Genomic DNA, 19,095 nt, shown 5'->3' on the forward strand with positions numbered 1-19,095 from the left:
CGCCCTTTTTCATCCTCAGGAGAGCACCGTGGCCGACACCATCAAATACCTGCTCAGTGAAGAGCAGATGCCCAAGGACTGGTACAACTTGGCGGCAGACCTGCCGGTGCCGCTGCCTGCGGTGCTGCACCCCGGCACGATGCAGCCGGTGGGGCCGGATGACTTGGCGCCGCTGTTCCCCATGTCGCTGATCGCGCAAGAGGTGTCGACTGAGCGCTACATCGAGATCCCTGAGCCGGTGCAAGAGGTGTTTCGCCAGTGGCGGCCTTCACCCTTGTTCCGCGCACGGCGGCTGGAGAAGGCCTTGGGCACGCCGGCCCGCATTTATTACAAATATGAGGGGGTGAGCCCCGCCGGCTCGCACAAGCCCAACACCGCGATACCGCAGGCCTTCTACAACCGCGAGGCGGGCATTCGCAAGCTGACCACTGAAACGGGTGCGGGCCAATGGGGCACCTCGCTGTCGTTTGCGGGCTCGCTGTTTGGCATTGAGGTGCAGGTGTTTCAGGTGCGGGTGTCCTACAACCAAAAGCCCTATCGCCGCGCCGTGATGGAAACCTATGGCGCGCAGTGCGTGGCCTCGCCGTCCGAGCTCACTCAGTCTGGCCGCGCCATCTTGGCGCAGAACCCCAACCACCCCGGCAGCCTGGGCATTGCCATCTCCGAAGCGGTGGAGTTGGCAGCACAGCGCGAGGACACCAAGTACGCCTTGGGCTCGGTGCTCAACCATGTGCTGCTGCACCAAACCATCATCGGCCAAGAGGCGATTGCGCAGTTGGCCATGGCAGGCGACGACCCGGATGTGATCGTGGGCTGCACGGGCGGCGGCTCCAACTTTGCGGGCATTGCCTTCCCCTTCCTGGGCCTGCAATTGAGGGGCGGGCGCAAGCGCCGCGTGGTGGCGGTGGAGCCTGCGGCCTGCCCATCCTTGACGCGGGGCAAGTACGCCTATGACTTTGGCGACACGGCCCACCTGACCCCGCTGACCAAGATGCACACGCTGGGCTCCACCTTCACGCCGCCGGGCTTTCATGCGGGAGGCTTGCGCTACCACGGCATGGCGCCCATGGTGTCGCACCTCAAAGAGCTGGGCTTGATCGAGGCCACGGCCTATCACCAGACGGCTTGTTTTGAGGCTGGCGTTGCCTTTGCGCGGGCCGAGGGCATCGTGCCCGCACCCGAGGCCAACCATGCGGTGAAGGGCGCGATTGAAGAGGCGCTGCGCTGCAAGCGCGAGGGCAAGAGCGAGGTGATTTTGTTCAACCTCTGCGGCCACGGCCACTTCGACATGCAGGCCTACACCGACTACTTTGCCGGCAAGCTGCAAGACCTGAACTACGACGAGGCCGAGCTGGCGATGGCGCTGTCCGGCCTGCCCTCCGTGCCGGCCTGAAAGCCACTCAGGGGCGCGCTAGGGCCTGTTAACACTACGGCAAGGGGACGCGTTGTGAGTCAAAAAGGGCGCAGGCAAGGCGCAAACCGCAGCCGGGCTGCCTGCCCGGCGAGGATTTGCAACGCCGCATGCGCCCTTTTTGGCCAAAACCCGAAGGGAAGCGGCGGATTGGGCTGCCCCTCGTCGTTGCAAAGCTTGCCCGCACACGAGTGCGGGCGGCGCAATTCGCCTAGATGGGCAGCCCAATACGCCGCTTCGCGCCCCTTGACGTAGTGTTAACAGGCCCTAGAAGCTGACCGGCGCCATCATGACGCCATAGTTGGCCAAGCGCGCCGCGAGCGCCTCGGCCTCGGCCTGGCTGGGCAGGGGCATCAGCGCCAGCACCTCGCCCTCGGGCAGGCGCAAAATTTCCGCGCGCATGCCGTTGAGGTGGCGGCCCAAGATCTTGGCCAGCTCGCGCTGGGTGGCTTCAATCTCCGCCCGGCGCCAAGTGGGCACGGTCACCAGGGCATGGATGGAGGTGGCGACGGGGTCGGGCTTGGCGTCTTTGGGCGCGGCCGCGGCAGCTTTGGGCTCTGCGGCGGCTGGGCTGGCGTCGGCAGCAGCCGCTTTGGCGGGGGCGTGCTCTGTTGCATGGCCAGCGTCTGCAGCTTTGGCTGGGGCCTCACCGTGCCCGGCCTCGGCCTTATGTTCAGCGTCGTGGCCGGCTGCGGCAGAGGCGGCGTCCGCATGCGCCCCCGATGCGGCGCCAGAGGCGGCCGGGCCGGCCTCGGCGGCAGCATGAGCCGCTGCGGGCTTGGCATGGTCCTCACCGTGGGCAGCGTGCTCATCGCCATGGGCCGCCGCAGAGGCGGCTGATGCAGCCCCCGCCTTGGCTTTGGCCTTGGCCGGCGGGTGGGCCGCTGGTGCGGTCAAGGCCTTGTAGGCCCAAATGCCGCCAAAGGTCAGGGCCACGGCCAAGCTCACGCCACCGGCCAAGATACCGATGCGCTTCAGGCTGAACTGGCGGCGGCCCAGGGCCTGCTTCAGGGCACCCGGTGCCAGCAGCACACGGCGCACCTCGCCCTTGGGCGTCTTGAAGGCCGCGGTCAGCAGATACAGCGGCTGGGGGCTGGCAGCGCCCGCGCGGGTCAGCAGCACGCGGGTGGGCCAACTCGGCTCACCCGTGCGCTGCAAGGCACCGTGGCGCTGCGCGAACTTCACGATGCGCGTGTGCGCCAGGCGGTCGATCAACTGCTCGTCAAAAAAAGCTGGCTTGGGGCCGGTGGGGCCACGGCTGAACCAGCGCTTCCAGCCGGTCGGCTCTTCGGCGCGCACCATCAAGGGCGCTTCAAAGGGGAGTTGCACAAAGCCCAGCCCGCCCACGTCGGCCGCCGTGATGCGGGCAGCCAAGGGGTGGCGGTTGTGCCACTCGACCACGGCCTGGATAAGGCCTTGGGGGCTGACGCCAGCCGCGGCACCCGGTGCATGCACGGCAAAGAAGCCCTCATCTTGGATGACGGCACTGGCGTGCGCGGCAGAGGCGGTAGGCGCTGCGGCGTGCGCTGCCGCGCTGGGGGGGTCGATTCGCTCGGTCAGCTCCGGCGCATCGGCGTGGGCTTCACTCATGGGGCGCGCCTTTGAGCGGCGCGCCGCTCATCAATGAATGGAAGAGGGTTGACGCAGCGCCTTGACCGCGCCCTGACCCACGGCTGCGCCAAAGCGCTTGGCCAGTCGTTCAGCGACGTTGTCTTGGGGCGTGTAGTCAATCACATCCTCCGCTTTCACGACCTCGCGTGCGACGAAGTCGAGGTTGCCGAAATGGTCGGCCAAGCCCAGCTTGACCGCCTCTTCACCATTCCAAAACAGGCCAGAGAAGGTGTCGGGCTGCTCTTTGAGCCGCTCGCCTCGGCCTTCTTTGACCACGGCAATGAACTGGCGGTGGATTTGATCCAGCATGGCTTTGGCATAAGCGTCTTGCTTGGCATTGGGCGGCGAGAACGGGTCCAACATGGCCTTGTTCTCACCCGCCGTCAGCAGCCTGCGCTCGACCCCCAGCTTGCTCATCAAGCCCGAGAAGCCAAAGCCGTCCATCAGCACCCCAATGGAGCCGACGATGCTGGCCTTATCCACGTAGATCTCATCGGCACTTGCGGCGATGTAATAAGCCCCAGAAGCGCAGATTTCCTCAACCACTGCGAAAACTTTCTTGTTATGCAGGGCTTTGAGGCGGCGAATCTCGTCATAGACGATGCCCGCTTGCACGGGGCTGCCGCCCGGTGAGTTGATGCGCAAAACCACCGCCTGCGCGCCTTCGTCTTCAAAGGCCTGGCGCAGCGCACCCACTAAGAGATCGGCACTGGCCTCGCTGTCGGGAGCGATCTCGCCGCGCACTTCGACCAAGGCGGTGTGCGGGGTGCTGGGGGCCGTGCCATGCACCAGGCCTGGGCTGTTCAAGACCCAGAAGCTGGCCAGCACCAGGCCCAAGAGCGCAAAACGCCAGCCGTAGCGCCAGCGCCGCTCGCGCCGCCGCTCGGCCAGCAGCTCCACGCCCAACTCGCGCACCAAGCCCTCCAAGCCGGCCAAGCGTTGAGCTTCAGGGCTGGGCTGGGCTGCAGGCGTTGGCGCGGTGGCCGCCACCCCGGCTGCAAGCGGGCTGGCGGGCGGCGCATCCGGTGCCACCGCAGGCGTTGCGGGTGCCAAGGGCGACTCAGAAGGATCGTTGGAGGACTGCATGGTCGCGACCAGTCTCAAAAAACGACGGGTTGCACGTCGGGGTTGGGTATCCAAAACACTTGGCCGTCGCGCTCGAAGACGTCGACCACCTGCAGGCCATCACCCCGGCAAGGGCCGCCCGTGCAGCGGCCGTTCGAGGGCTCATACACCGCACCGTGGATGGAGCAAATGATCCAGCGCTTGTCCTCATCCAAGAACTTGCCGGGCTGCCAGTCCATCTCAGTGGGCACATGGGCGCAGCGGTTGAGGTAGCACACCACCTTGCCGTCAAAGCGCAGGGCAAAGGCGCGGGCGGGCTCACGCCACAGCATCACGTCAAAGACCACGGCGTCGCCCCGCTCCAGCAGCTCAGCGCTGGCGCACAAGGCTTGGGGCTCGGACATCTTGGGCTCAAGCATGGGTCAGCAGCCATTGGCTGAGTTCTGCCGTGGAGTGCGCCACGAACAGTGGGTTCAGGGGCGCAAACTCGGCTGGGTCGTGCGCGCCATAGCTCACACCGACCGAGGCCACGCCGGCATTGACCGCCATCTGCAAGTCGTGGGTGGTGTCGCCAATCATCAGCACGCGGTGCGGCGGCAAGCCATGGGCGTCCATCAGCTCGTGCAACATGCGCGGGTGGGGCTTGGAGAAGGTCTCATCCGCCGTGCGGCTGTCGTCAAACAGGCCTTGCAGCTCGGTGTGGGCCAGCGCTTCATCCAGGCCACGGCGGCTCTTGCCGGTGGCCACGGTCAGCAGATGGCCGCGCGCTTTGAGCGCATGCAGCATCTCCAGCGTGCCCTTGAACAAGGTGATTTCATGCTGGCGCGCCATGTAGTGATGGCGGTAGCGCTGGCCCAGCTCGGGGTAGCGTTCGGGGGCCAGGCCCGGGGCCGCATGGCGCAAGGCATCTTGCAGGCCTAAGCCAATGACATAGGCGGCTTGCTCGTCGCTGGGCACGGCCACACCCAGGTCAGCACAGGCGCCCTGAATGGCGAGCACGATCAGCGCGGTGGAATCGAACAGGGTGCCGTCCCAATCAAAGGCGATCAGGTCATAGCGTAAATCGGGGGAGGTCGTGCGGTCGGGCATGCAAGGAGCAGCAAAGGATTTCAATGGGGGTCAGACAGCCGGCTCAGCAGTGTCGCGCATTCAGGCGGCAAAGGAGCCTTCAGCTCAATGCGCTCCCCGCTGGCAGGGTGGTCAAAGGCCAGGCGGCGGGCATGCAGGAACATGCGCTCAAAGCGCAAGCCCGCCAGTCCATCGCCACGCGCCAGGGCCTTGTTCAATAAGAAGTCGCCGTATTTATCGTCACCCACGATGACATGGCCGCTGTGGGCTAGGTGGACACGGATCTGGTGGGTGCGGCCGGTCTTGATGGTCACATCCAGCAAGGTGTAGCCCTCAAAAGCCCGCGCCACCCGCACCAGCGAAATGGAGCGCTGGCCGTTGTCGTCCTCCGGCGTGGTGGCGCGCACGCGGCGCTCACCTTCCGGCGTCAAGAACTTGTGCAGCGGCACGTCAATGACCTTGAGCTTGGCCGGCCAGGTGCCCACCACCAGGGCGGCGTAGGTCTTGCCCGTCTCTCGCTGGCGGAACTGGTCTTGCAGCTTGGTCAAGGCGCTGCGCTTTTTGGCGACCAGCAGCAGGCCCGAGGTTTCGCGGTCCAGGCGGTGCACCAACTCCAAGAACTTGGCCTCGGGCCGGGCGCTGCGCAATTGCTCGATCACGCCAAAGCTCACCCCGCTGCCGCCATGCACGGCCACGCCAGAGGGTTTGTCGATCACCAGCAGGTGGTCGTCCTCATAAAGAATGGGGAACTGGCGGGCCGGGGCTGGCGGCGCTGCGGCCTCGCCGCCGGGTGCGGTGGCCGAGACGCGAACCGGTGGCACGCGCACCACATCGTCCAGCGCCAGCCGGGTGTCGGCCTGAGCACGGCCCTTGTTCACCCGTACTTCGCCCGCGCGGATGATGCGATAGACATGGGTTTTGGGCACGCCTTTGAGCTCGCGCAGCAAAAAATTGTCCAGGCGCTGCCCGGCGCTGCCTTCATCAATCGTGACCATGCGCACTTGTGCCGCTGCGGGCGTTGCCGCCACCGCAAGGGCCTTAGGCCTAGGGATTGCCCCTGATTTGGCGCCCTTGTTATCGACGGCAGGACGCCGGGATTTCGCATTTATAATGGGCTGCGCCACGATTGAGCTGTAAGTGCTTGATTATTCTGAGTTTACCCGGGCTCTTACAGGGATATCGTGCGCCGATGCGCCGTAAAGCGCATTGAAAAGGTGATGCAACACCTTTTGGAGAGGCGGAATGGCGGGTCCCGATGTGACCGTCGGCTGCAAATTCAAGGGTGGCAGAAGAACAATGGATGTGCCGTCCCCGGCGCGTGGGCCTTGTGCCATGCCGGGAGACCCAAAGGTTTTTGACGAGCACGATGCGCCCCAGCACTTCGCAAAGTGTCAGGGCACGCCGGGCTCGCGCGCAAAGAAGTTTCGTTTTCATCGCTCCTGCATGAACTCCCTCCACCACCCCCACCCGCCCATGGCAGGCCCCGGCATTGCGCCGACGAGGCCCGAGCCCGAGCGCTGCGGTGGGCCAAGCCGGGCGCTCTACCAGCCCTGCTTGGAGCGAGAGAGCCTGCCAGAGCCTTGGGGCAAACCTTCCGCGCATGCGCCAACGCTGCTTTGCTGAGCTGCCTGCTTTTTAGGCAACCCCGCAATCCAAAAGCAGTCCAGGGCGATTCCTTCCACCGGCCAACGCTTGTTTTTCGTGCATCGGTTGGGGCTTCGCCCGGCAACCCCCGTTGCCGTGTGGGGCCTTCACGTGAGTCGTGCTGACCTGTGAACACTCAGGCCAGCACGCGTGGAAGGAGTGCACATGAAGCGCATGCTGATCAATGCGACGCAACCTGAAGAGCGTCGCCTGGCCATCGTCGATGGCCAGAAGCTGCTGGATTTCGAGACCGAAATCGAAGGCCGCGAACAACGTAAAGGCAATATCTACAAGGCGGTGGTGACCCGCGTCGAGCCCTCGCTCGAAGCCTGCTTTGTCGATTACGGTGAAGACCGCCACGGCTTTTTGCCGTTCAAGGAAATCTCCAAGTCCTATTTCAAAGAAGGCGTCAGTGTCCGCGACGCCAAGATTTCAGACGTCATCAGCAACGGCCAAGAGCTGTTGGTGCAGGTCGAAAAAGAAGAGCGCGGCAACAAGGGCGCAGCCCTGACCACCTTTGTCAGCCTGGCCGGTCGTTATTTGGTGCTGATGCCCAATAACCCGCGCGGCGGTGGCGTCAGCCGCCGTATTGAAGGCGAGCAGCGCGAAGAGCTGAAAGAAAACCTCGACCAGCTCGAATATCCCAAGGGCATGAGCCTGATTGCCCGCACCGCTGGCATCGGCCGCACGGCTGCCGAGCTGCAGTGGGACCTGAACTACCTGCTCAAGCTCTGGGACGCCATTGACGGCGCGGCCAAAGCCGGCAAGGGAGCCTACCTGATCTACCAAGAGTCGTCGCTGGTCATCCGCGCCATCCGCGACTACTTCACCGCCGACATCGGCGAGATCTTGATCGACACCGACGACATCTTCGATCAAGCGCATCAGTTCATGAACCACGTGATGCCGGAGTCGGCCGCACGTGTGAAGCGCTACCGCGACGACGCGCCGCTGTTCAGCCGCTTCCAGATCGAACACCAGATTGAAACGGCCTTCAGCCGCACGGTGAACCTGCCTTCGGGCGGCGCCATCGTGATCGACCACACCGAGGCCTTGGTGGCCGTGGACGTCAACTCGGCCCGTGCCACCCGTGGCAGCGACATCGAAGAGACCGCCACCCGAACCAACCTTGAAGCCGCCGATGAAATCGCCCGCCAGTGCCGCCTGCGCGACCTGGGCGGCCTGATCGTCGTCGACTTCATCGACATGGAAGAGAGCAAGAACCGCCGTGAGGTCGAGCAGCGCCTGAAAGACGCGCTGCGCTTTGACCGCGCCCGCGTGCAGTTCAGCTCCATCTCCAAGTTCGGCCTGTTGGAGCTGAGCCGCCAGCGCCTGCGCCCGGCGCTCTCCGAAGGCAGCCACATCACCTGCCCGCGCTGCAATGGCACCGGCCACATCCGCGACACCGAGTCCTCGGCGCTGCAGATCCTGCGCATCATCCAAGAAGAGGCGCTGAAGGAAAACACCGCCGCCGTGCACGTGCAAGTGCCGGTGGAAGTGACCTCCTTCTTGCTGAACGAGAAGCGCACCGAAATCACCAAGATCGAACTCAAGCAGCGCACCACCGTGCTGCTGGTGCCCAACAAGCACCTGGAGACCCCGAACTACAAGCTGGAGCGCCTGCGCCACGACGACCCGCGTCTGGAAAACCTGCAAGCCAGCTACACCATGATCGAGGAGCCGGACGACGAAGTCGCCATCTCCCGCCGCGAGAAGGCCAAGCCCAAGCAAGAGCCGGTCATCAAGGGCGTGTTGCCCGACCAGCCGGCTCCCATCGTGCCGCCGCCCGCCCCCGTGGCCGCTCCGGCACCCGTGGCTGTGGCCGCCCCAGCAGCGCCCGTGGCGGCCCCCGCCAGCAGCGGTGGCTTCTTCGGCTGGCTCAAGAGCTTGTTCGGTGGCGCGAGCCCCGCACCCGCCCCTGCCCCTGTGGCCGCCCCCAAAGCGCCGGAGGCCGCACCGGCCGCAGGTGGCCGTGACGGCCAGCGCGACAGCAAGTCCCGCAATGGCCGCCGTGACCGCAACGACCGCGGCGGTGAACGCAGCGAGCGTGGCGACCGCAACGAGCGCGGTGACCGCAACAGCAAGCCCAGCCAAGGCCGTGTCGAGAACAAGCCCGAAGGCAGCCGTGACGAGCAACGCAACAGCAGTGGCAACAGCCGCCGCGACAGCGGCCGCCGTGACCAACGTGGCGACCGCCGCCCCGAGCAGCAACGCGGCACGGAAGAGGCAGATGCAGCCCGCCTGAATGCCCCCGCCGCCGAACGCAGCGAAGGCCAAAACCAGCGCCGCAGCCGCCCCACTGAAGCGGACGCCGCACCGGCAGACGCCAACGCCTTGGCCTTGGTGCCCCAGGCTGATGGCAGCACGCCTGAAGCCGGCAGCGACGCTGAGCGCAGCCGCCGCCGCCGCCGCCGTGGCCGTGGTGGCCGCGAAGAAGGCCGCGACGACAACGCCGCACGCGCAGAAGGCGAAGACTTCAACGACACCCAGCCCCAAGCTGAGTTGAGCGTGGCCGACGCCCAGAGCGTGGATGCGGGCAGCCGCCCGGATGCCGCCCCTGCGGCCGAAGCCGGTGAAGACGGTGGCCGCCGCAGCCGTGGCCGTGACCGGGGTGACCGCCCGCGCCGCGAACGCCGCGACGAAGCCGCCCCGGCGCAAGACGCCGCAGTGGCTGCGGATGCTGCGGCCGACGACGCCACGGCTGTGCGCCCCTGGTGGGAAAGCGCGGACGGTGCTGCTGCACCGGCCCCGGCCCCTGCAGCGGCTGCGCCTGCACCCGCCCCGGTGGCGAGCCCTGCGCCCGCCCCTGTCGCTGCAGCACCAGCGCCCGCCCCTGCAGCTCGTCGCGAGCCCGTGCGTGTCGAGCCCTATGTGCTGGCCATGGACGAGTTGCAGCGCATTGCAGAAGGTGCTGGCCTGAGCTGGGTGAACTCGGATGCCGACAAGATCCGCGAGGCCCAAGCCGCCATCGCCGCAGAGCCCAAGCCCGTGCATGTGCCACGCGAGCGGCCCCCTGTGGTGGTGGTCGACGAAGGCCCGCTGGTGTTGGTCGAGACCCGCAAGGACCTCAGCCAGTTGGTGTTGCCGTTTGACCAGCAAGCGCAACAGCAGCAACAACAACAGCAGTAAGCCGTGCGACGGGGCCGATCACCGGCCCTGCCCACTACCCCAACAAAAAGGCCGCTCTGAGAGCGGCCTTTTTCTCTGGGAGAACACATCACCCGCAAAGCTGGTGATCAGCCCTCCATACGCTCCAGAGCTTGCTGATAAGGCACATGGCGCATCAGCTCATCCCAGGGCAGGGGCGCAGTCTGCGGCAACAAGGCGCGACGGCGCACTTCGCTGTGCGGGTTGGTGGCCCATTGGCCGCGCGCAGCGCCCTTGGCCAAGCCTTCCAGCAGTTCATCGACCGCACGCCCGCCGTTGACCTGGCTTTGGTTGCACAGCAGCACCATGTCGCAGCCCGCATTCAGCGCCGCCACACCGGCCTCGACATAGCTGACAGGCTTGCCGTCCAGCATGCGGGCGCCTTCCATGCTCAGGTCGTCGCTGAACACCGCGCCGGTAAAGCCCAGGTCCACGCGCAAGATGTCTTGCAGCCAGGTGCCGGAGAATCCCGCCGGGCGGCTGTCCACCTTGGGGTAGATCACATGGGCGGGCATCACGCTCTTGAGCGAGCTGGACAACCATTCATAAGGCTTGGCATCGTCGCCCAGCACCGCCTTCTTGGCGCGCCTGTCCACCGGGATCTCGGTGTGGCTGTCGGCCTTCACAAAACCATGGCCAGGGAAGTGCTTGCCGCAGTTGGCCATGCCGGCCTGCAACAAGCCCATCATCAGGCTCTTGGCGAGCATCGTCACCACGCGGGCGTCGGCGTGGAAGGCGCGATCACCAATCACCCCGCTGCTGCCCCAGTCCAAGTCCAGCACCGGCGTGAAGCTCAGATCCACCCCGCAGGCACGCAGCTCACTGGCCAGCACAAAGCCGGCAGCCGTCGCCGCATCGGTGGCGGTCAGCGCGTCCTTCATCCACATCTCGCCATAGTGGCGCATGGGTGGAATGTGCGTGAAGCCATCGGTGCGGAAGCGCTGCACGCGGCCGCCCTCGTGGTCCACACACACCAGCAAGTCTTCGCGGATGGCCTTCATCTCGGCCACCAAGTTGGTCAGCTGATGCCGGTCTTGCCAGTGGCGAGCAAACAAAATAACGCCCCCGGTAAAGGGGTGCGCAAGGCGGCGGCGGTCGTCGGCACTGAGTGACGGGCCGGCAATGTCAAGAATGACAGGGGCGTGGCGTGAAGTCATGACGGCATGCTACCAAGGGATGACAGCCGCTTTGTTTACAGTCGCTGCAATCTATGCATTCCCACCCGAGATCGCCATGGTTTTAGCCGCTGAATCCAAACGCCTGATCACCGCCGAGCAATTGTGCTGGTGGCCCGGTGGCCCGGCCCACAGCTTCACCCTGGGGCCCGGCCTGAACTGGGTGTGTGGCGGCGAGCAGCGCGGCAAGAGCAGCCTGCTGCAGGTGCTGGCAGGGCAACGCACGCCGCTGAGTGGGCGCTTGAACAAGCCGCCCATGAGTTGCTGGGCCGAACACACTGTGGACCCGTCCCTGGACCACACCACTGGCCAAGCCTGGCTCGCCGCCCAACAAGCACGATACCCGTCTTGGCAGCGTCCGCTTGCCGCCGCTTTGAGCGAGGCCCTCCATCTGGAAGAACACCTGCCCAAACCCTTTTACATGCTCTCCGCAGGCAGCCGCCGCAAAGTGGGGCTGCTGGCTGCGGCGGCCAGCGGCGCCGATCTCGTCTTGCTGGACACGCCCTACGCCGCCCTGGACCTGCGCTCTTGCCGTTTGCTGGATGAACTGCTGAGTGACGCGGCGGACAGCCGCACCCAAATCTGGGTCATCGCCGATTACGCACTGCCCGCGGGGCTGGCGGGTGTGACCCTGGCAGGGGTGGTGGATCTGGGTGAGTGAGACCGCGATCGCCTCACACCCACCCCATCGCGCCCGCCAAGGCCCCCGCGCCCAGCAGCCACAGCAAGTGGACTTGCGTGCGCCAGACCAGCAAGAGGCTGACGGCGGCCAAGGCCGCCAGTCGGGGCTCGGCCCAGATGCCCGCACTTTGCCCCACCAACCAAGCCGTTGAGAGCATGACGCCCACCACGATGGGCGCCATGCCTTTTTGGAAGGCTTGGACCCCCAGGCGCTGACGGTGACGCTGAACCCACCGGCTGGCGCCATAGGTCAACGCCGCGCTGGGGGCCAAGACGCCGCCCAGCGCCACCAGCACGCCCATGGCCGCCAGACTGGATTGCCAGAGCGGGCCGGCGGCTGCCGGCACCGATGCCCAGCCCACTTGCCAGCCCAAGATGGCAATGAACATCACATTGGGCCCGGGGGCCGCCTGGGCCAAGGTGATGGCCGCACCAAACTGCACCTCACTGATCCAGCCATGCTCGGCCACCAAATAACGATGCAGTTCAGGGGCCAGTGTCATCGCGCCACCCACGGCCAACACCGAGAGCGAGAGCTGAAAGCCCAACCACTGCAGCCAGTCTGCCGGGCTCATGCGGCCCCCTGCTTCAGGCGCCAGCCCGTCCAAACGCACGCCAAGCCGCCCAGGCCAAAGACGCAGGCCACCAGCGGCACGCGCCACCAGGCGATGGCCAACAAGGCCGCGCCCGCCACAGCGGCGCACCACAGCGGGCCCATCGGGTGCTTCAGCAGCGGCCGGGCCAGCTTGAGGCAAGCGCCGGCAATGAGGCCCACCACCACCGCCATCATCCCGCGCAGCGCACCCGCCACCGGCGCCAGGCTGGCCCACTGCTGATAGGCCAGCAGCAGCACCAAAAGCAAGAGCAGCGGCAAAGTCAACAAGCCCAGCAGCGCCGCAGCGGCGCCGCGCCAGCCACAGCAGCGACCACCGAACACCACCGCCAAATTGCAGACATTGGGGCCCGGCAGCACCTGCGCCAGGGCCCAGTCTTCCAAAAACTCTTCATGAGTGAACCAGCCGCGCCGCTCGACCAACTCGCGCTGAGCCACCGTCAACACACCGCCAAAGCCCTGCAAAGCCATCCAAGAAAAAGCCCAAAACAAGGGTGCGGGGTGACGCGGCAAGGCAGGCCGCTCGGGTTGGTTGGTCAGCGTGCTCATGGCAAGGCAGTGGGGCTGGGCATGTCCGTAGTCTCCCTGATTTCTGCATCAGACGAAACGCAGATACTCTAGTCCTCTAGAGGTCTATAGATGTCCACCATTTTGCCATTTCAAGCCGTCACCCACGAGCCTGGGCAAAGCCGTTATGCCGCCCTGGCGGCTGCGCTGAAGGCCCGCATCGTCCGCGGCGAATGGCCGCCGGGCAGCGCCATCCCAGCTGAGCAAAGCCTGGCCGATCAGCATGGTGTGGCCTTGGGCACGATGCGGCGCGCTTTAGAGCTGCTGAGTGAACAAGGCTTTTTGGACCGCCAGCATGGCCGTGGCACGTTTGTGAAGCCAGGCCTCAGCGGCGCGCCCATGTTCCGCTTCTTCCGCTTTGGGGAGGGCGGCGACACCCCACCCCAGTCCAGCATCCTGGCCCGCCAGACTCAGGCCGCCAAGGCCGAGGTGGCTGCCGCACTGGGCCTGGGGCCGGGCGAGCCGGTCTTGCACCTGAAGCGCTTGCGCAGTGTGGCCGGGCAAGCTTGTTTGCTGGAAGACATTTGGCTGCCCCTGCCCTTGTTTGAGCCCTTGCTCTCGCCCGAGCACCCCACCGCCGACTGGGGAGACCTGCTCTATCCGCTGTTTGGGCAGCGCTGCGGCGTGCATGTGCACCGCGCGGTAGACAGCATCAGCTTCGGGCAGCTCAGCGCCAGTGCGGCGCGGGCCCTGAAGCTCCCAGCAGGACACCCCTGCGCCCGTGTCAGCCGCCAAGCCTTTGACATGAGTGGCCGCTGCATTGAATGGCGCCACACCGTGGGCGACGCTCACGCGTTTCACTACACCGTCTCAATTGTTTGAAGGAGCACCCCATGAATGACAAGGCTTGGATGCAACGTCGCCACTGGCTGGCCTTGGCCGCATGGGGCATCGCGCCCATGGTGCGGGCCGCCGACATTGCAGGCGGCAAACCCATCACCTTGCTGGTGAGCTATCCGCCGGGCGGTGGTGCGGATGTGATGGCACGCCTGGTGGCACCGCGCCTGGCCGAAGCGCTGGGCCAGCCTGTCGTGGTCGACAACAAGCCCGGCGCCAGCGGCACCTTGGCCGCCGGGCAAGTGGCCCGCGCCACGGCGGATGGCAGCACCTTGCTGCTGGACGCCTCGTCGTTTGCGGTGAACCCCGCGCTGTTCGACAAGCTGCCCTACGACAGTGCCACGGCCTTCGCACCTTTGGCCGTTCTGGCGCAATACCCCAATGTGCTGGTGTGCACGCCAAGCTTTGAAGCCAAGACGTTGGAGGATGTGCTCAAGATGGCTCGGGCACAGCCCGGTCGGCTGGCCTATGCGTCCTCGGGCAATGGCTCGGCCCAGCACCTAGCGGGCGCTCTGTTTGAAAGCATGGCCAAAGTGGATTTGATCCACGTGCCCTACAAAGGCGGTGGGCCTGCACTGAACGATGTGATGGGCGGACAGGTGCCGCTGTTCTTTGCCAATGTGGCGTCGTCGCTGGGCCATATCCGCTCGGGCCGGCTGCGGGCGCTGGCCGTCACCTCCACGCGCCGCTGCCGGGCCTTGCCCGATGTGCCCACGCTGGACGAGCGGGGGCTGAAGGGCTATGAGGTGCTGGAGTGGAACCCCGTCTTGGCCCCCGCCGGTGTGCCCGCCCCCGTTCGCGCCAAGCTGGCGGCCGGCTTGCGCAAGGCCATGGAAGACCCGGAGGTGCTGGGCCGCGTGCGCAGCTTGGGTGGCGATGTTTTTGCGGGCAAAGAGGCCGAAGCCCAAGCCTTCTTGACGGCGCAGATGGCGCTGTGGGCCAAGGTTGTGCGTGAGCGCAAGATCAGCCGTGAGTGATGCCGCTCTGGAGCGCTGGGACTGCCATGTGCATGTCTTTGAGGCTCAGGCGCCGGTCCAAGCTGGGCACTACCAGCCGGCCGATGCGCCACTCCAAACCTTGCAAAGCACGGCCAGCGCCCTGGGCGTCAACCGCTTGGTCTTGGTGCAACCCAGCGTCTATGGCCACGATCACCAAGTGATGCTGCGCGCCCTGGCGCGAGCGCCGGGCCAGCACCGGGGCGTGGCCGTGCTGCCGCCAGACATCAGCGACACCCCGTGGGACGAGCTGCACGCGGCAGGCGTACGCGGCACACGCTTCAACCTGGTTTCGCCCGTCGGGCATGCCGGGCCGCCCTGGGCAGATTTGGCGCGCTTGGCCCCCGGTTTGCGCGCCCGCGGCTGGCATGTGCAGTGGTACGCGCGGGCCGAGGATTTGCCACGCTTGGCGCAGGCCCAAGAAGAGACCAAGCTGCGTTTTGTGCTGGACCACATGGCCGGCCTGCAGGCCCACCATCTGCATCAAGAACCACTCTGGCAAGCTTTGGCCGCGCTGGCCAGCCGCGGTGCCTGGGTCAAGCTGTCGGGCTGGTATCGCTTGGGCAGTGTGTTCCCTTATACCGATCTGTACCCCGTCGCCCTGCGTGTGCACCAGCTCTTTGGGCGACGCTGCCTCTGGGGCTCTGACTGGCCCCACACCAGCTTTGCGCCGGGCACTGCGCCGACCTATGCTGACCTTGTTCACCCCGTACAGGCCGCCCTGGGCGAGACGGCCATGAGCCCACTCTGGGGAGCCAACGCCCGCTCCCTCTACCTTGATGAAAGCAGCCCCTATGTCTAGCCCTTTGATCGATCGCCGCACCCTGTTGCAAGCCAGCGCCGCCAGTGCTGCTGGCTTGATCCTGCCCGCCGCCCAGGCCCAAGCCTGGCCCAGCAAGCCGGTGCGGCTGGTGGTGCCTTTTGCGCCAGGTGGCAGCTCCGAGATCGTGGCGCGCACCACGGCGCACGAGATGGGCAAACACCTGGGCCAAAGCGTGTTTGTCGAAAACAAGCCCGGTGCCGCGGGCAATGTGGCCATGCAGGAAGTGGCCCGCGCCACCGACGAGCACACGCTGATCCTGGGTCACATCGGCACCCTGGCGGTGAACCCCTATATGTTCGACAAGCTGCCCTATGACCCGAACAAAGACTTCCGGCCGCTGACGCTGCTGGCCAAAGTGCCCAGCCTTTACTTGGTGCACCCAGATCTGCCCGTCAAAAGCCTGAAGGAGCTGATCGCCTATGCCAAGAAGAACCCGGCCAAGCTGAACTATGGCTCGGCCGGCAATGGCAGCGCCGGGCACTTGGCGATGGAGTACCTGAAGATGGTCACCGAGACCTTCATGCTGCATGTGCCCTACCGCGGCACCGGCCCGCAACTGACCGACCTGCTGGCCGGGCGGCTGGACCTGGCCTCGGTCGGCGCGCCTGCGGTGCTGCAGTTCATCAAGACGGGCAAGCTACGTTGCATCGCCACCGGCACCCCACAGCGTATCCCACAGCTCCCTGATGTGCCCACCGTGGCCGAGCAAGGCTGGCCGGGCTTTGAGATGACGCAGTGGTATGGCTTGATGGCCCCCTCGACGCTGAAGCCTGAGATGGCCGACAAGATCGCCAACGCCGCCATCAAGGCGGTGAAGGAGCAAAGCTCGCAAGACAAGCTCACCGCCGATGCGGCCCAGGCCGTGGGCAGCAGCCCCGCAGACTTCGCGGCCTTCATCACCAAGGAGCAGCAGCGCTGGAAGGCCGTGGTGCAACGCGCCAAGATCAAGCCGGACTGAGCGCGTGTCCGCTGAACCATCGGCTGCCTGTCTATTTGCGCACCGGTGCTGAGGCGCACCCTATCGCGTTCATCCCGTCTGCCTGCTGTTCATCCCGCCGTCCTTGCGGCTCATCGCAAGCGCATGGCGGCGGGTGGATGGGCTCTCTACAGTTCAAGCCATCGACAACGTGAACACCGCTTGAAAGGAGCCGATCATGAACGCTCAAGCCCTCGTCCTCAGCAGCGTCTCTGCCCGCATCACCGCCTTCCTCGGCGCCAGCCTGCTGTCGCTGTGTGTGCTGACCGGCATCGACACCCTGGCTGCCCGTGACTACGCCGCTGCCGTGGCCGCCCACAGCGGCAGCAGCAGTACCTGGCAAGTGGCGGAGACTCAGACGGTGGTCGTCACCGCCAAGCGCCTGTCCTCGATCTGATCTGACATCTGGCCCTCTGGGGCAGGTCGTCCCGCAGGGCATTGTGGCGGGGGCTGCGGGCCTTGGGGCCAGTCGGTATGATCGTTGGGATACAGACTGCCCGACCGCCATCATGCCGCACACCATCACCCTGCACCGCGTCCTCAAAGCGCCCGCCGAACGCGTCTATCGTGCCTTTTTGGATGCCGACGCGCTGGCCAAATGGATGTCACCGAATGGCTTTACCGCCAAGGTGCATCACCTCGACGCCAAGGTCGGCGGCGGCTTTCGCATCAGCTTCACCAACTTCAGCAATGGCCAAAGCCATGCTTTTGGGGGCACCTACTTAGAGCTGCTGCCGAACGAGCGTCTGCGCTACACCGACCAGTTCGAAGACCCCAGCTTGCCCGGCACCATCGAGGTCACGATCTCGATCAAGCCCGTCTCACTGGGCACCGATCTGCGGATTGAGCAGGCGGGCATCCCGGATGTGATTCCGGCCGAGGCTTGTTATGTGGGCTGGCAAGAGTCTTTGCTGCTGCTGGGCAAGCTGGTCGAGACCCAAGTCGAGTAAGCCCATCATGAGTGACGCCAACACCTACACGCCACCCGCTGTCTGGACCTGGAACCAAGCCAACGGCGGCACCTTTGCCAGCATCAACCGGCCGATCAGCGGGGCCACGCATGAGCAGCCCTTGCCCGTCGGGCGCCACCCCTTGCAGCTCTATTCGCTGGGCACCCCCAACGGCGTGAAGGTCACCATCATGCTGGAGGAGCTGCTGGCCCTGGGGCACGGCGGGGCCGAATACGACGCCTGGCTGATCCGTATCCATGAGGGCCAACAGTTTGGCAGCGGCTTTGTCGAGGCCAACCCCAACTCCAAGATCCCGGCCCTGGTGGACCACAGCGGCGCCAAGCCGCAGCGGGTGTTTGAGTCGGGTGCCATCCTGATGTACTTGGCCGAGAAGTTTGGCGCCTTCCTGCCCACCGAGCCTGCAGCACGCACCGCGTGTTTGTCGTGGTTGTTCTGGCAGATGGGCAGCGCGCCATTTCTGGGCGGCGGCTTTGGGCATTTCTATGCCTATGCGCCGGTCAAAATCGAGTACGCCATCGACCGCTATGCCATGGAGGTCAAGCGCCAACTCGACGTCTTGGACAAGCACCTGGCCCAACACACCTATCTGGCGGGCGAGGACTACAGCATTGCCGACATGGCCACCTGGCCTTGGTACGGCGCGCTCGTCAAAGGCGTGCTCTACAACGCGGGCGAGTTCTTGCAGGTCCACGACTACACCCATGTCCGGCGCTGGGCTGATCTCATCGCCCAACGCCCGGCGGTGCAGCGGGGCCGCATGGTCAACCGCACCTTTGGCGAGCTCAGCAGCCAACTGCATGAGCGCCACGACGCCAGCGACTTCGACACCCGAACCCAAGACAAGCTGCAGGCCGCGCGGCCATGATCACGCTCTACGACTGCGCCACCGCGCCCAGCCCCCGGCGGGCGCGGATGCTGCTGGCCGAGAAGGGCGTGGCCCATGAGACGGTCCAAATTGACTTGAGGCAGGGGGAGCAGATGGGCGAGGCCTATCGCGCCATCAACCCCCAGTGCACGGTGCCTGCGCTGCGCACCGAAGAAGGCGTGGTGCTGACCGACAACGCCGCGATTGCGGCCTATCTGGAAGCCCGCTTTCCCGAGCCGCCGCTGATGGGCCAAAGCCCCACCGACAAGGCCGAGATTGCCAGTTGGCACTGGCGGGCCGAGTTTGAAGGCCTGATGGCGATTGCCGAGGCGCTGCGCAACAGCAGCCCGGCCATGGCGCGCCGCGCGCTGCCCGGCCCGGTGAACTATGAGCAAATCCCCGCCTTGGCAGAGCGCGGCCTGCACCGCTTGCAGCAGTTCTTCAGTGAGCTGAACGCCCACCTCGAAGGGCGCCGCTTTGTGGCCGCTGAGCAGTTCAGCATCGCTGACATCACCGCCGTGGTGGCAGTGGACTTTGCACGGGTGGTCAAGGTCAAGCCAGATGCCGAGCAACACCCGCATCTGCTGCGCTGGCGCGCCGACATGGCGCAGCGGCCTGCCATGGCACTTTAGCTATCATCTGCGCC

At 65.8% G+C, this 19,095-nt stretch carries 19 protein-coding genes; 11 read left to right on the plus strand and 8 right to left on the minus strand.

Going from position 1 to position 19,095, the window contains the following annotated elements; all coding sequences use genetic code 11:
* Positions 1-28 precede the first annotated feature (28 nt).
* A complete protein-coding gene (locus KAK11_RS12130) occupies positions 29-1,393 on the plus strand; it encodes a TrpB-like pyridoxal phosphate-dependent enzyme (RefSeq protein ID WP_210809387.1) in 1,365 nt (454 codons plus the stop codon).
* Between the two features lie 285 nt (positions 1,394-1,678).
* Here the strand turns inward: KAK11_RS12130 and KAK11_RS12135 are convergent, their stop codons facing one another.
* From KAK11_RS12135 to KAK11_RS12155, 5 genes are read right to left on the minus strand one after another with little or no spacing between them, the layout of a single operon-like run.
* Positions 1,679-3,001: a hypothetical protein gene (locus KAK11_RS12135; protein WP_210809388.1), complete on the minus strand. Its 1,323-nt coding sequence runs from the start codon at positions 2,999-3,001 to the stop codon at positions 1,679-1,681.
* 30 nt (positions 3,002-3,031) lie between these two features.
* Positions 3,032-4,108 (minus strand): S49 family peptidase, encoded by a 1,077-nt coding sequence (locus tag KAK11_RS12140; protein ID WP_210809389.1) that lies wholly within the window; start codon positions 4,106-4,108, stop codon positions 3,032-3,034.
* Between the two features lie 14 nt (positions 4,109-4,122).
* The gene (locus KAK11_RS12145) at positions 4,123-4,491 is read right to left on the minus strand and encodes a Rieske (2Fe-2S) protein (protein WP_210809390.1); all 369 of its coding nucleotides are present in this window, start codon (positions 4,489-4,491) and stop codon (positions 4,123-4,125) included.
* 7 nt (positions 4,492-4,498) lie between these two features.
* Positions 4,499-5,176: an HAD family hydrolase gene (locus KAK11_RS12150; protein ID WP_210809392.1), complete on the minus strand. Its 678-nt coding sequence runs from the start codon at positions 5,174-5,176 to the stop codon at positions 4,499-4,501.
* Positions 5,177-5,196: 20 nt separating this feature from the next.
* Complete coding sequence (locus KAK11_RS12155) at positions 5,197-6,150, minus strand: RluA family pseudouridine synthase (RefSeq protein ID WP_210809393.1); 954 nt, start codon at positions 6,148-6,150, stop codon at positions 5,197-5,199.
* A gap of 814 nt (positions 6,151-6,964) precedes the next feature.
* On the opposite strand from KAK11_RS12155, the gene KAK11_RS12160 reads away from it, so the two are divergent.
* A complete protein-coding gene (locus KAK11_RS12160) occupies positions 6,965-9,928 on the plus strand; it encodes an Rne/Rng family ribonuclease (protein ID WP_210809394.1) in 2,964 nt (987 codons plus the stop codon).
* 107 nt (positions 9,929-10,035) lie between these two features.
* Here KAK11_RS12160 and nagZ read toward each other — a convergent pair whose 3' ends face one another.
* Positions 10,036-11,103 (minus strand): beta-N-acetylhexosaminidase, encoded by a 1,068-nt coding sequence (nagZ, locus tag KAK11_RS12165; RefSeq protein ID WP_210809395.1) that lies wholly within the window; start codon positions 11,101-11,103, stop codon positions 10,036-10,038.
* Between the two features lie 76 nt (positions 11,104-11,179).
* Here nagZ and KAK11_RS12170 point away from each other — a divergent pair, with 76 nt between their 5' ends.
* Positions 11,180-11,782, plus strand: coding sequence for an ATP-binding cassette domain-containing protein (locus KAK11_RS12170; RefSeq protein WP_210809396.1), 603 nt, complete (start codon positions 11,180-11,182; stop codon positions 11,780-11,782).
* A gap of 13 nt (positions 11,783-11,795) precedes the next feature.
* On the opposite strand, the gene KAK11_RS12175 is transcribed toward KAK11_RS12170, so the two are convergent.
* Complete coding sequence (locus KAK11_RS12175) at positions 11,796-12,377, minus strand: chromate transporter (RefSeq protein ID WP_210809397.1); 582 nt, start codon at positions 12,375-12,377, stop codon at positions 11,796-11,798.
* Positions 12,374-12,964: a chromate transporter gene (locus tag KAK11_RS12180; RefSeq protein ID WP_210809398.1), complete on the minus strand. Its 591-nt coding sequence runs from the start codon at positions 12,962-12,964 to the stop codon at positions 12,374-12,376. Before KAK11_RS12180 ends, KAK11_RS12175 begins: the two co-directional genes overlap by 4 nt.
* 90 nt (positions 12,965-13,054) lie before the next feature.
* On the opposite strand from KAK11_RS12180, the gene KAK11_RS12185 reads away from it, so the two are divergent.
* The 8 genes from KAK11_RS12185 (at position 13,055) to KAK11_RS12220 (ending at position 19,081) form a co-directional block, all read left to right on the plus strand.
* Positions 13,055-13,804, plus strand: a complete 750-nt coding sequence (locus KAK11_RS12185; protein WP_210809399.1) for a GntR family transcriptional regulator — start codon at positions 13,055-13,057, stop codon at positions 13,802-13,804.
* A gap of 11 nt (positions 13,805-13,815) precedes the next feature.
* Positions 13,816-14,796, plus strand: a complete 981-nt coding sequence (locus tag KAK11_RS12190) for a tripartite tricarboxylate transporter substrate binding protein (protein ID WP_210809400.1) — start codon at positions 13,816-13,818, stop codon at positions 14,794-14,796.
* Positions 14,789-15,616 carry an amidohydrolase family protein gene (locus KAK11_RS12195; RefSeq protein WP_310737797.1) on the plus strand — a complete coding sequence of 276 codons (828 nt, stop codon included), beginning with the start codon at positions 14,789-14,791 and terminating at the stop codon, positions 15,614-15,616. Before KAK11_RS12190 ends, KAK11_RS12195 begins: the two co-directional genes overlap by 8 nt.
* Positions 15,609-16,595 (plus strand): Bug family tripartite tricarboxylate transporter substrate binding protein, encoded by a 987-nt coding sequence (locus KAK11_RS12200; protein WP_210809403.1) that lies wholly within the window; start codon positions 15,609-15,611, stop codon positions 16,593-16,595. Before KAK11_RS12195 ends, KAK11_RS12200 begins: the two co-directional genes overlap by 8 nt.
* A gap of 196 nt (positions 16,596-16,791) precedes the next feature.
* Positions 16,792-17,010, plus strand: coding sequence for a hypothetical protein (locus KAK11_RS12205; protein ID WP_210809404.1), 219 nt, complete (start codon positions 16,792-16,794; stop codon positions 17,008-17,010).
* A 112-nt stretch (positions 17,011-17,122) separates the two neighbouring features.
* The gene (locus tag KAK11_RS12210) at positions 17,123-17,563 is read left to right on the plus strand and encodes an SRPBCC family protein (protein WP_210809405.1); all 441 of its coding nucleotides are present in this window, start codon (positions 17,123-17,125) and stop codon (positions 17,561-17,563) included.
* Positions 17,564-17,570: 7 nt separating this feature from the next.
* Positions 17,571-18,449: a glutathione-dependent disulfide-bond oxidoreductase gene (yghU, locus tag KAK11_RS12215; RefSeq protein ID WP_210809406.1), complete on the plus strand. Its 879-nt coding sequence runs from the start codon at positions 17,571-17,573 to the stop codon at positions 18,447-18,449.
* Positions 18,446-19,081: a glutathione S-transferase family protein gene (locus KAK11_RS12220; RefSeq protein ID WP_210809407.1), complete on the plus strand. Its 636-nt coding sequence runs from the start codon at positions 18,446-18,448 to the stop codon at positions 19,079-19,081. Before yghU ends, KAK11_RS12220 begins: the two co-directional genes overlap by 4 nt.
* The last annotated feature ends 14 nt before the right edge of the window (positions 19,082-19,095 follow it).

The organism is Ideonella paludis (genome assembly GCF_018069865.1).
GTDB lineage: Bacteria > Pseudomonadota > Gammaproteobacteria > Burkholderiales > Burkholderiaceae_C > Ideonella > Ideonella paludis.

Bases quoted from the DNA above. Each gene is read 5' to 3' on its own strand.
- KAK11_RS12135 (WP_210809388.1), bottom strand. From the start codon at position 3,001: ATGAGTGAAGCCCACGCCGATGCGCCGGAGCTGACCGAGCGAATCGAC.
- KAK11_RS12140 (WP_210809389.1), bottom strand. From the start codon at position 4,108: ATGCAGTCCTCCAACGATCCTTCTGAGTCGCCCTTGGCACCCGCAACG.
- KAK11_RS12145 (WP_210809390.1), bottom strand. From the start codon at position 4,491: ATGTCCGAGCCCCAAGCCTTGTGCGCCAGCGCTGAGCTGCTGGAGCGG.
- KAK11_RS12150 (WP_210809392.1), bottom strand. From the start codon at position 5,176: ATGCCCGACCGCACGACCTCCCCCGATTTACGCTATGACCTGATCGCC.
- KAK11_RS12155 (WP_210809393.1), bottom strand. From the start codon at position 6,150: ATGGTCACGATTGATGAAGGCAGCGCCGGGCAGCGCCTGGACAATTTT.
- KAK11_RS12160 (WP_210809394.1), top strand. From the start codon at position 6,965: ATGAAGCGCATGCTGATCAATGCGACGCAACCTGAAGAGCGTCGCCTG.
- nagZ (WP_210809395.1), bottom strand. From the start codon at position 11,103: ATGACTTCACGCCACGCCCCTGTCATTCTTGACATTGCCGGCCCGTCA.
- KAK11_RS12170 (WP_210809396.1), top strand. From the start codon at position 11,180: ATGGTTTTAGCCGCTGAATCCAAACGCCTGATCACCGCCGAGCAATTG.
- KAK11_RS12175 (WP_210809397.1), bottom strand. From the start codon at position 12,377: ATGAGCCCGGCAGACTGGCTGCAGTGGTTGGGCTTTCAGCTCTCGCTC.
- KAK11_RS12180 (WP_210809398.1), bottom strand. From the start codon at position 12,964: ATGAGCACGCTGACCAACCAACCCGAGCGGCCTGCCTTGCCGCGTCAC.
- KAK11_RS12185 (WP_210809399.1), top strand. From the start codon at position 13,055: ATGTCCACCATTTTGCCATTTCAAGCCGTCACCCACGAGCCTGGGCAA.
- KAK11_RS12190 (WP_210809400.1), top strand. From the start codon at position 13,816: ATGAATGACAAGGCTTGGATGCAACGTCGCCACTGGCTGGCCTTGGCC.
- KAK11_RS12200 (WP_210809403.1), top strand. From the start codon at position 15,609: ATGTCTAGCCCTTTGATCGATCGCCGCACCCTGTTGCAAGCCAGCGCC.
- KAK11_RS12205 (WP_210809404.1), top strand. From the start codon at position 16,792: ATGAACGCTCAAGCCCTCGTCCTCAGCAGCGTCTCTGCCCGCATCACC.
- KAK11_RS12210 (WP_210809405.1), top strand. From the start codon at position 17,123: ATGCCGCACACCATCACCCTGCACCGCGTCCTCAAAGCGCCCGCCGAA.
- yghU (WP_210809406.1), top strand. From the start codon at position 17,571: ATGAGTGACGCCAACACCTACACGCCACCCGCTGTCTGGACCTGGAAC.
- KAK11_RS12220 (WP_210809407.1), top strand. From the start codon at position 18,446: ATGATCACGCTCTACGACTGCGCCACCGCGCCCAGCCCCCGGCGGGCG.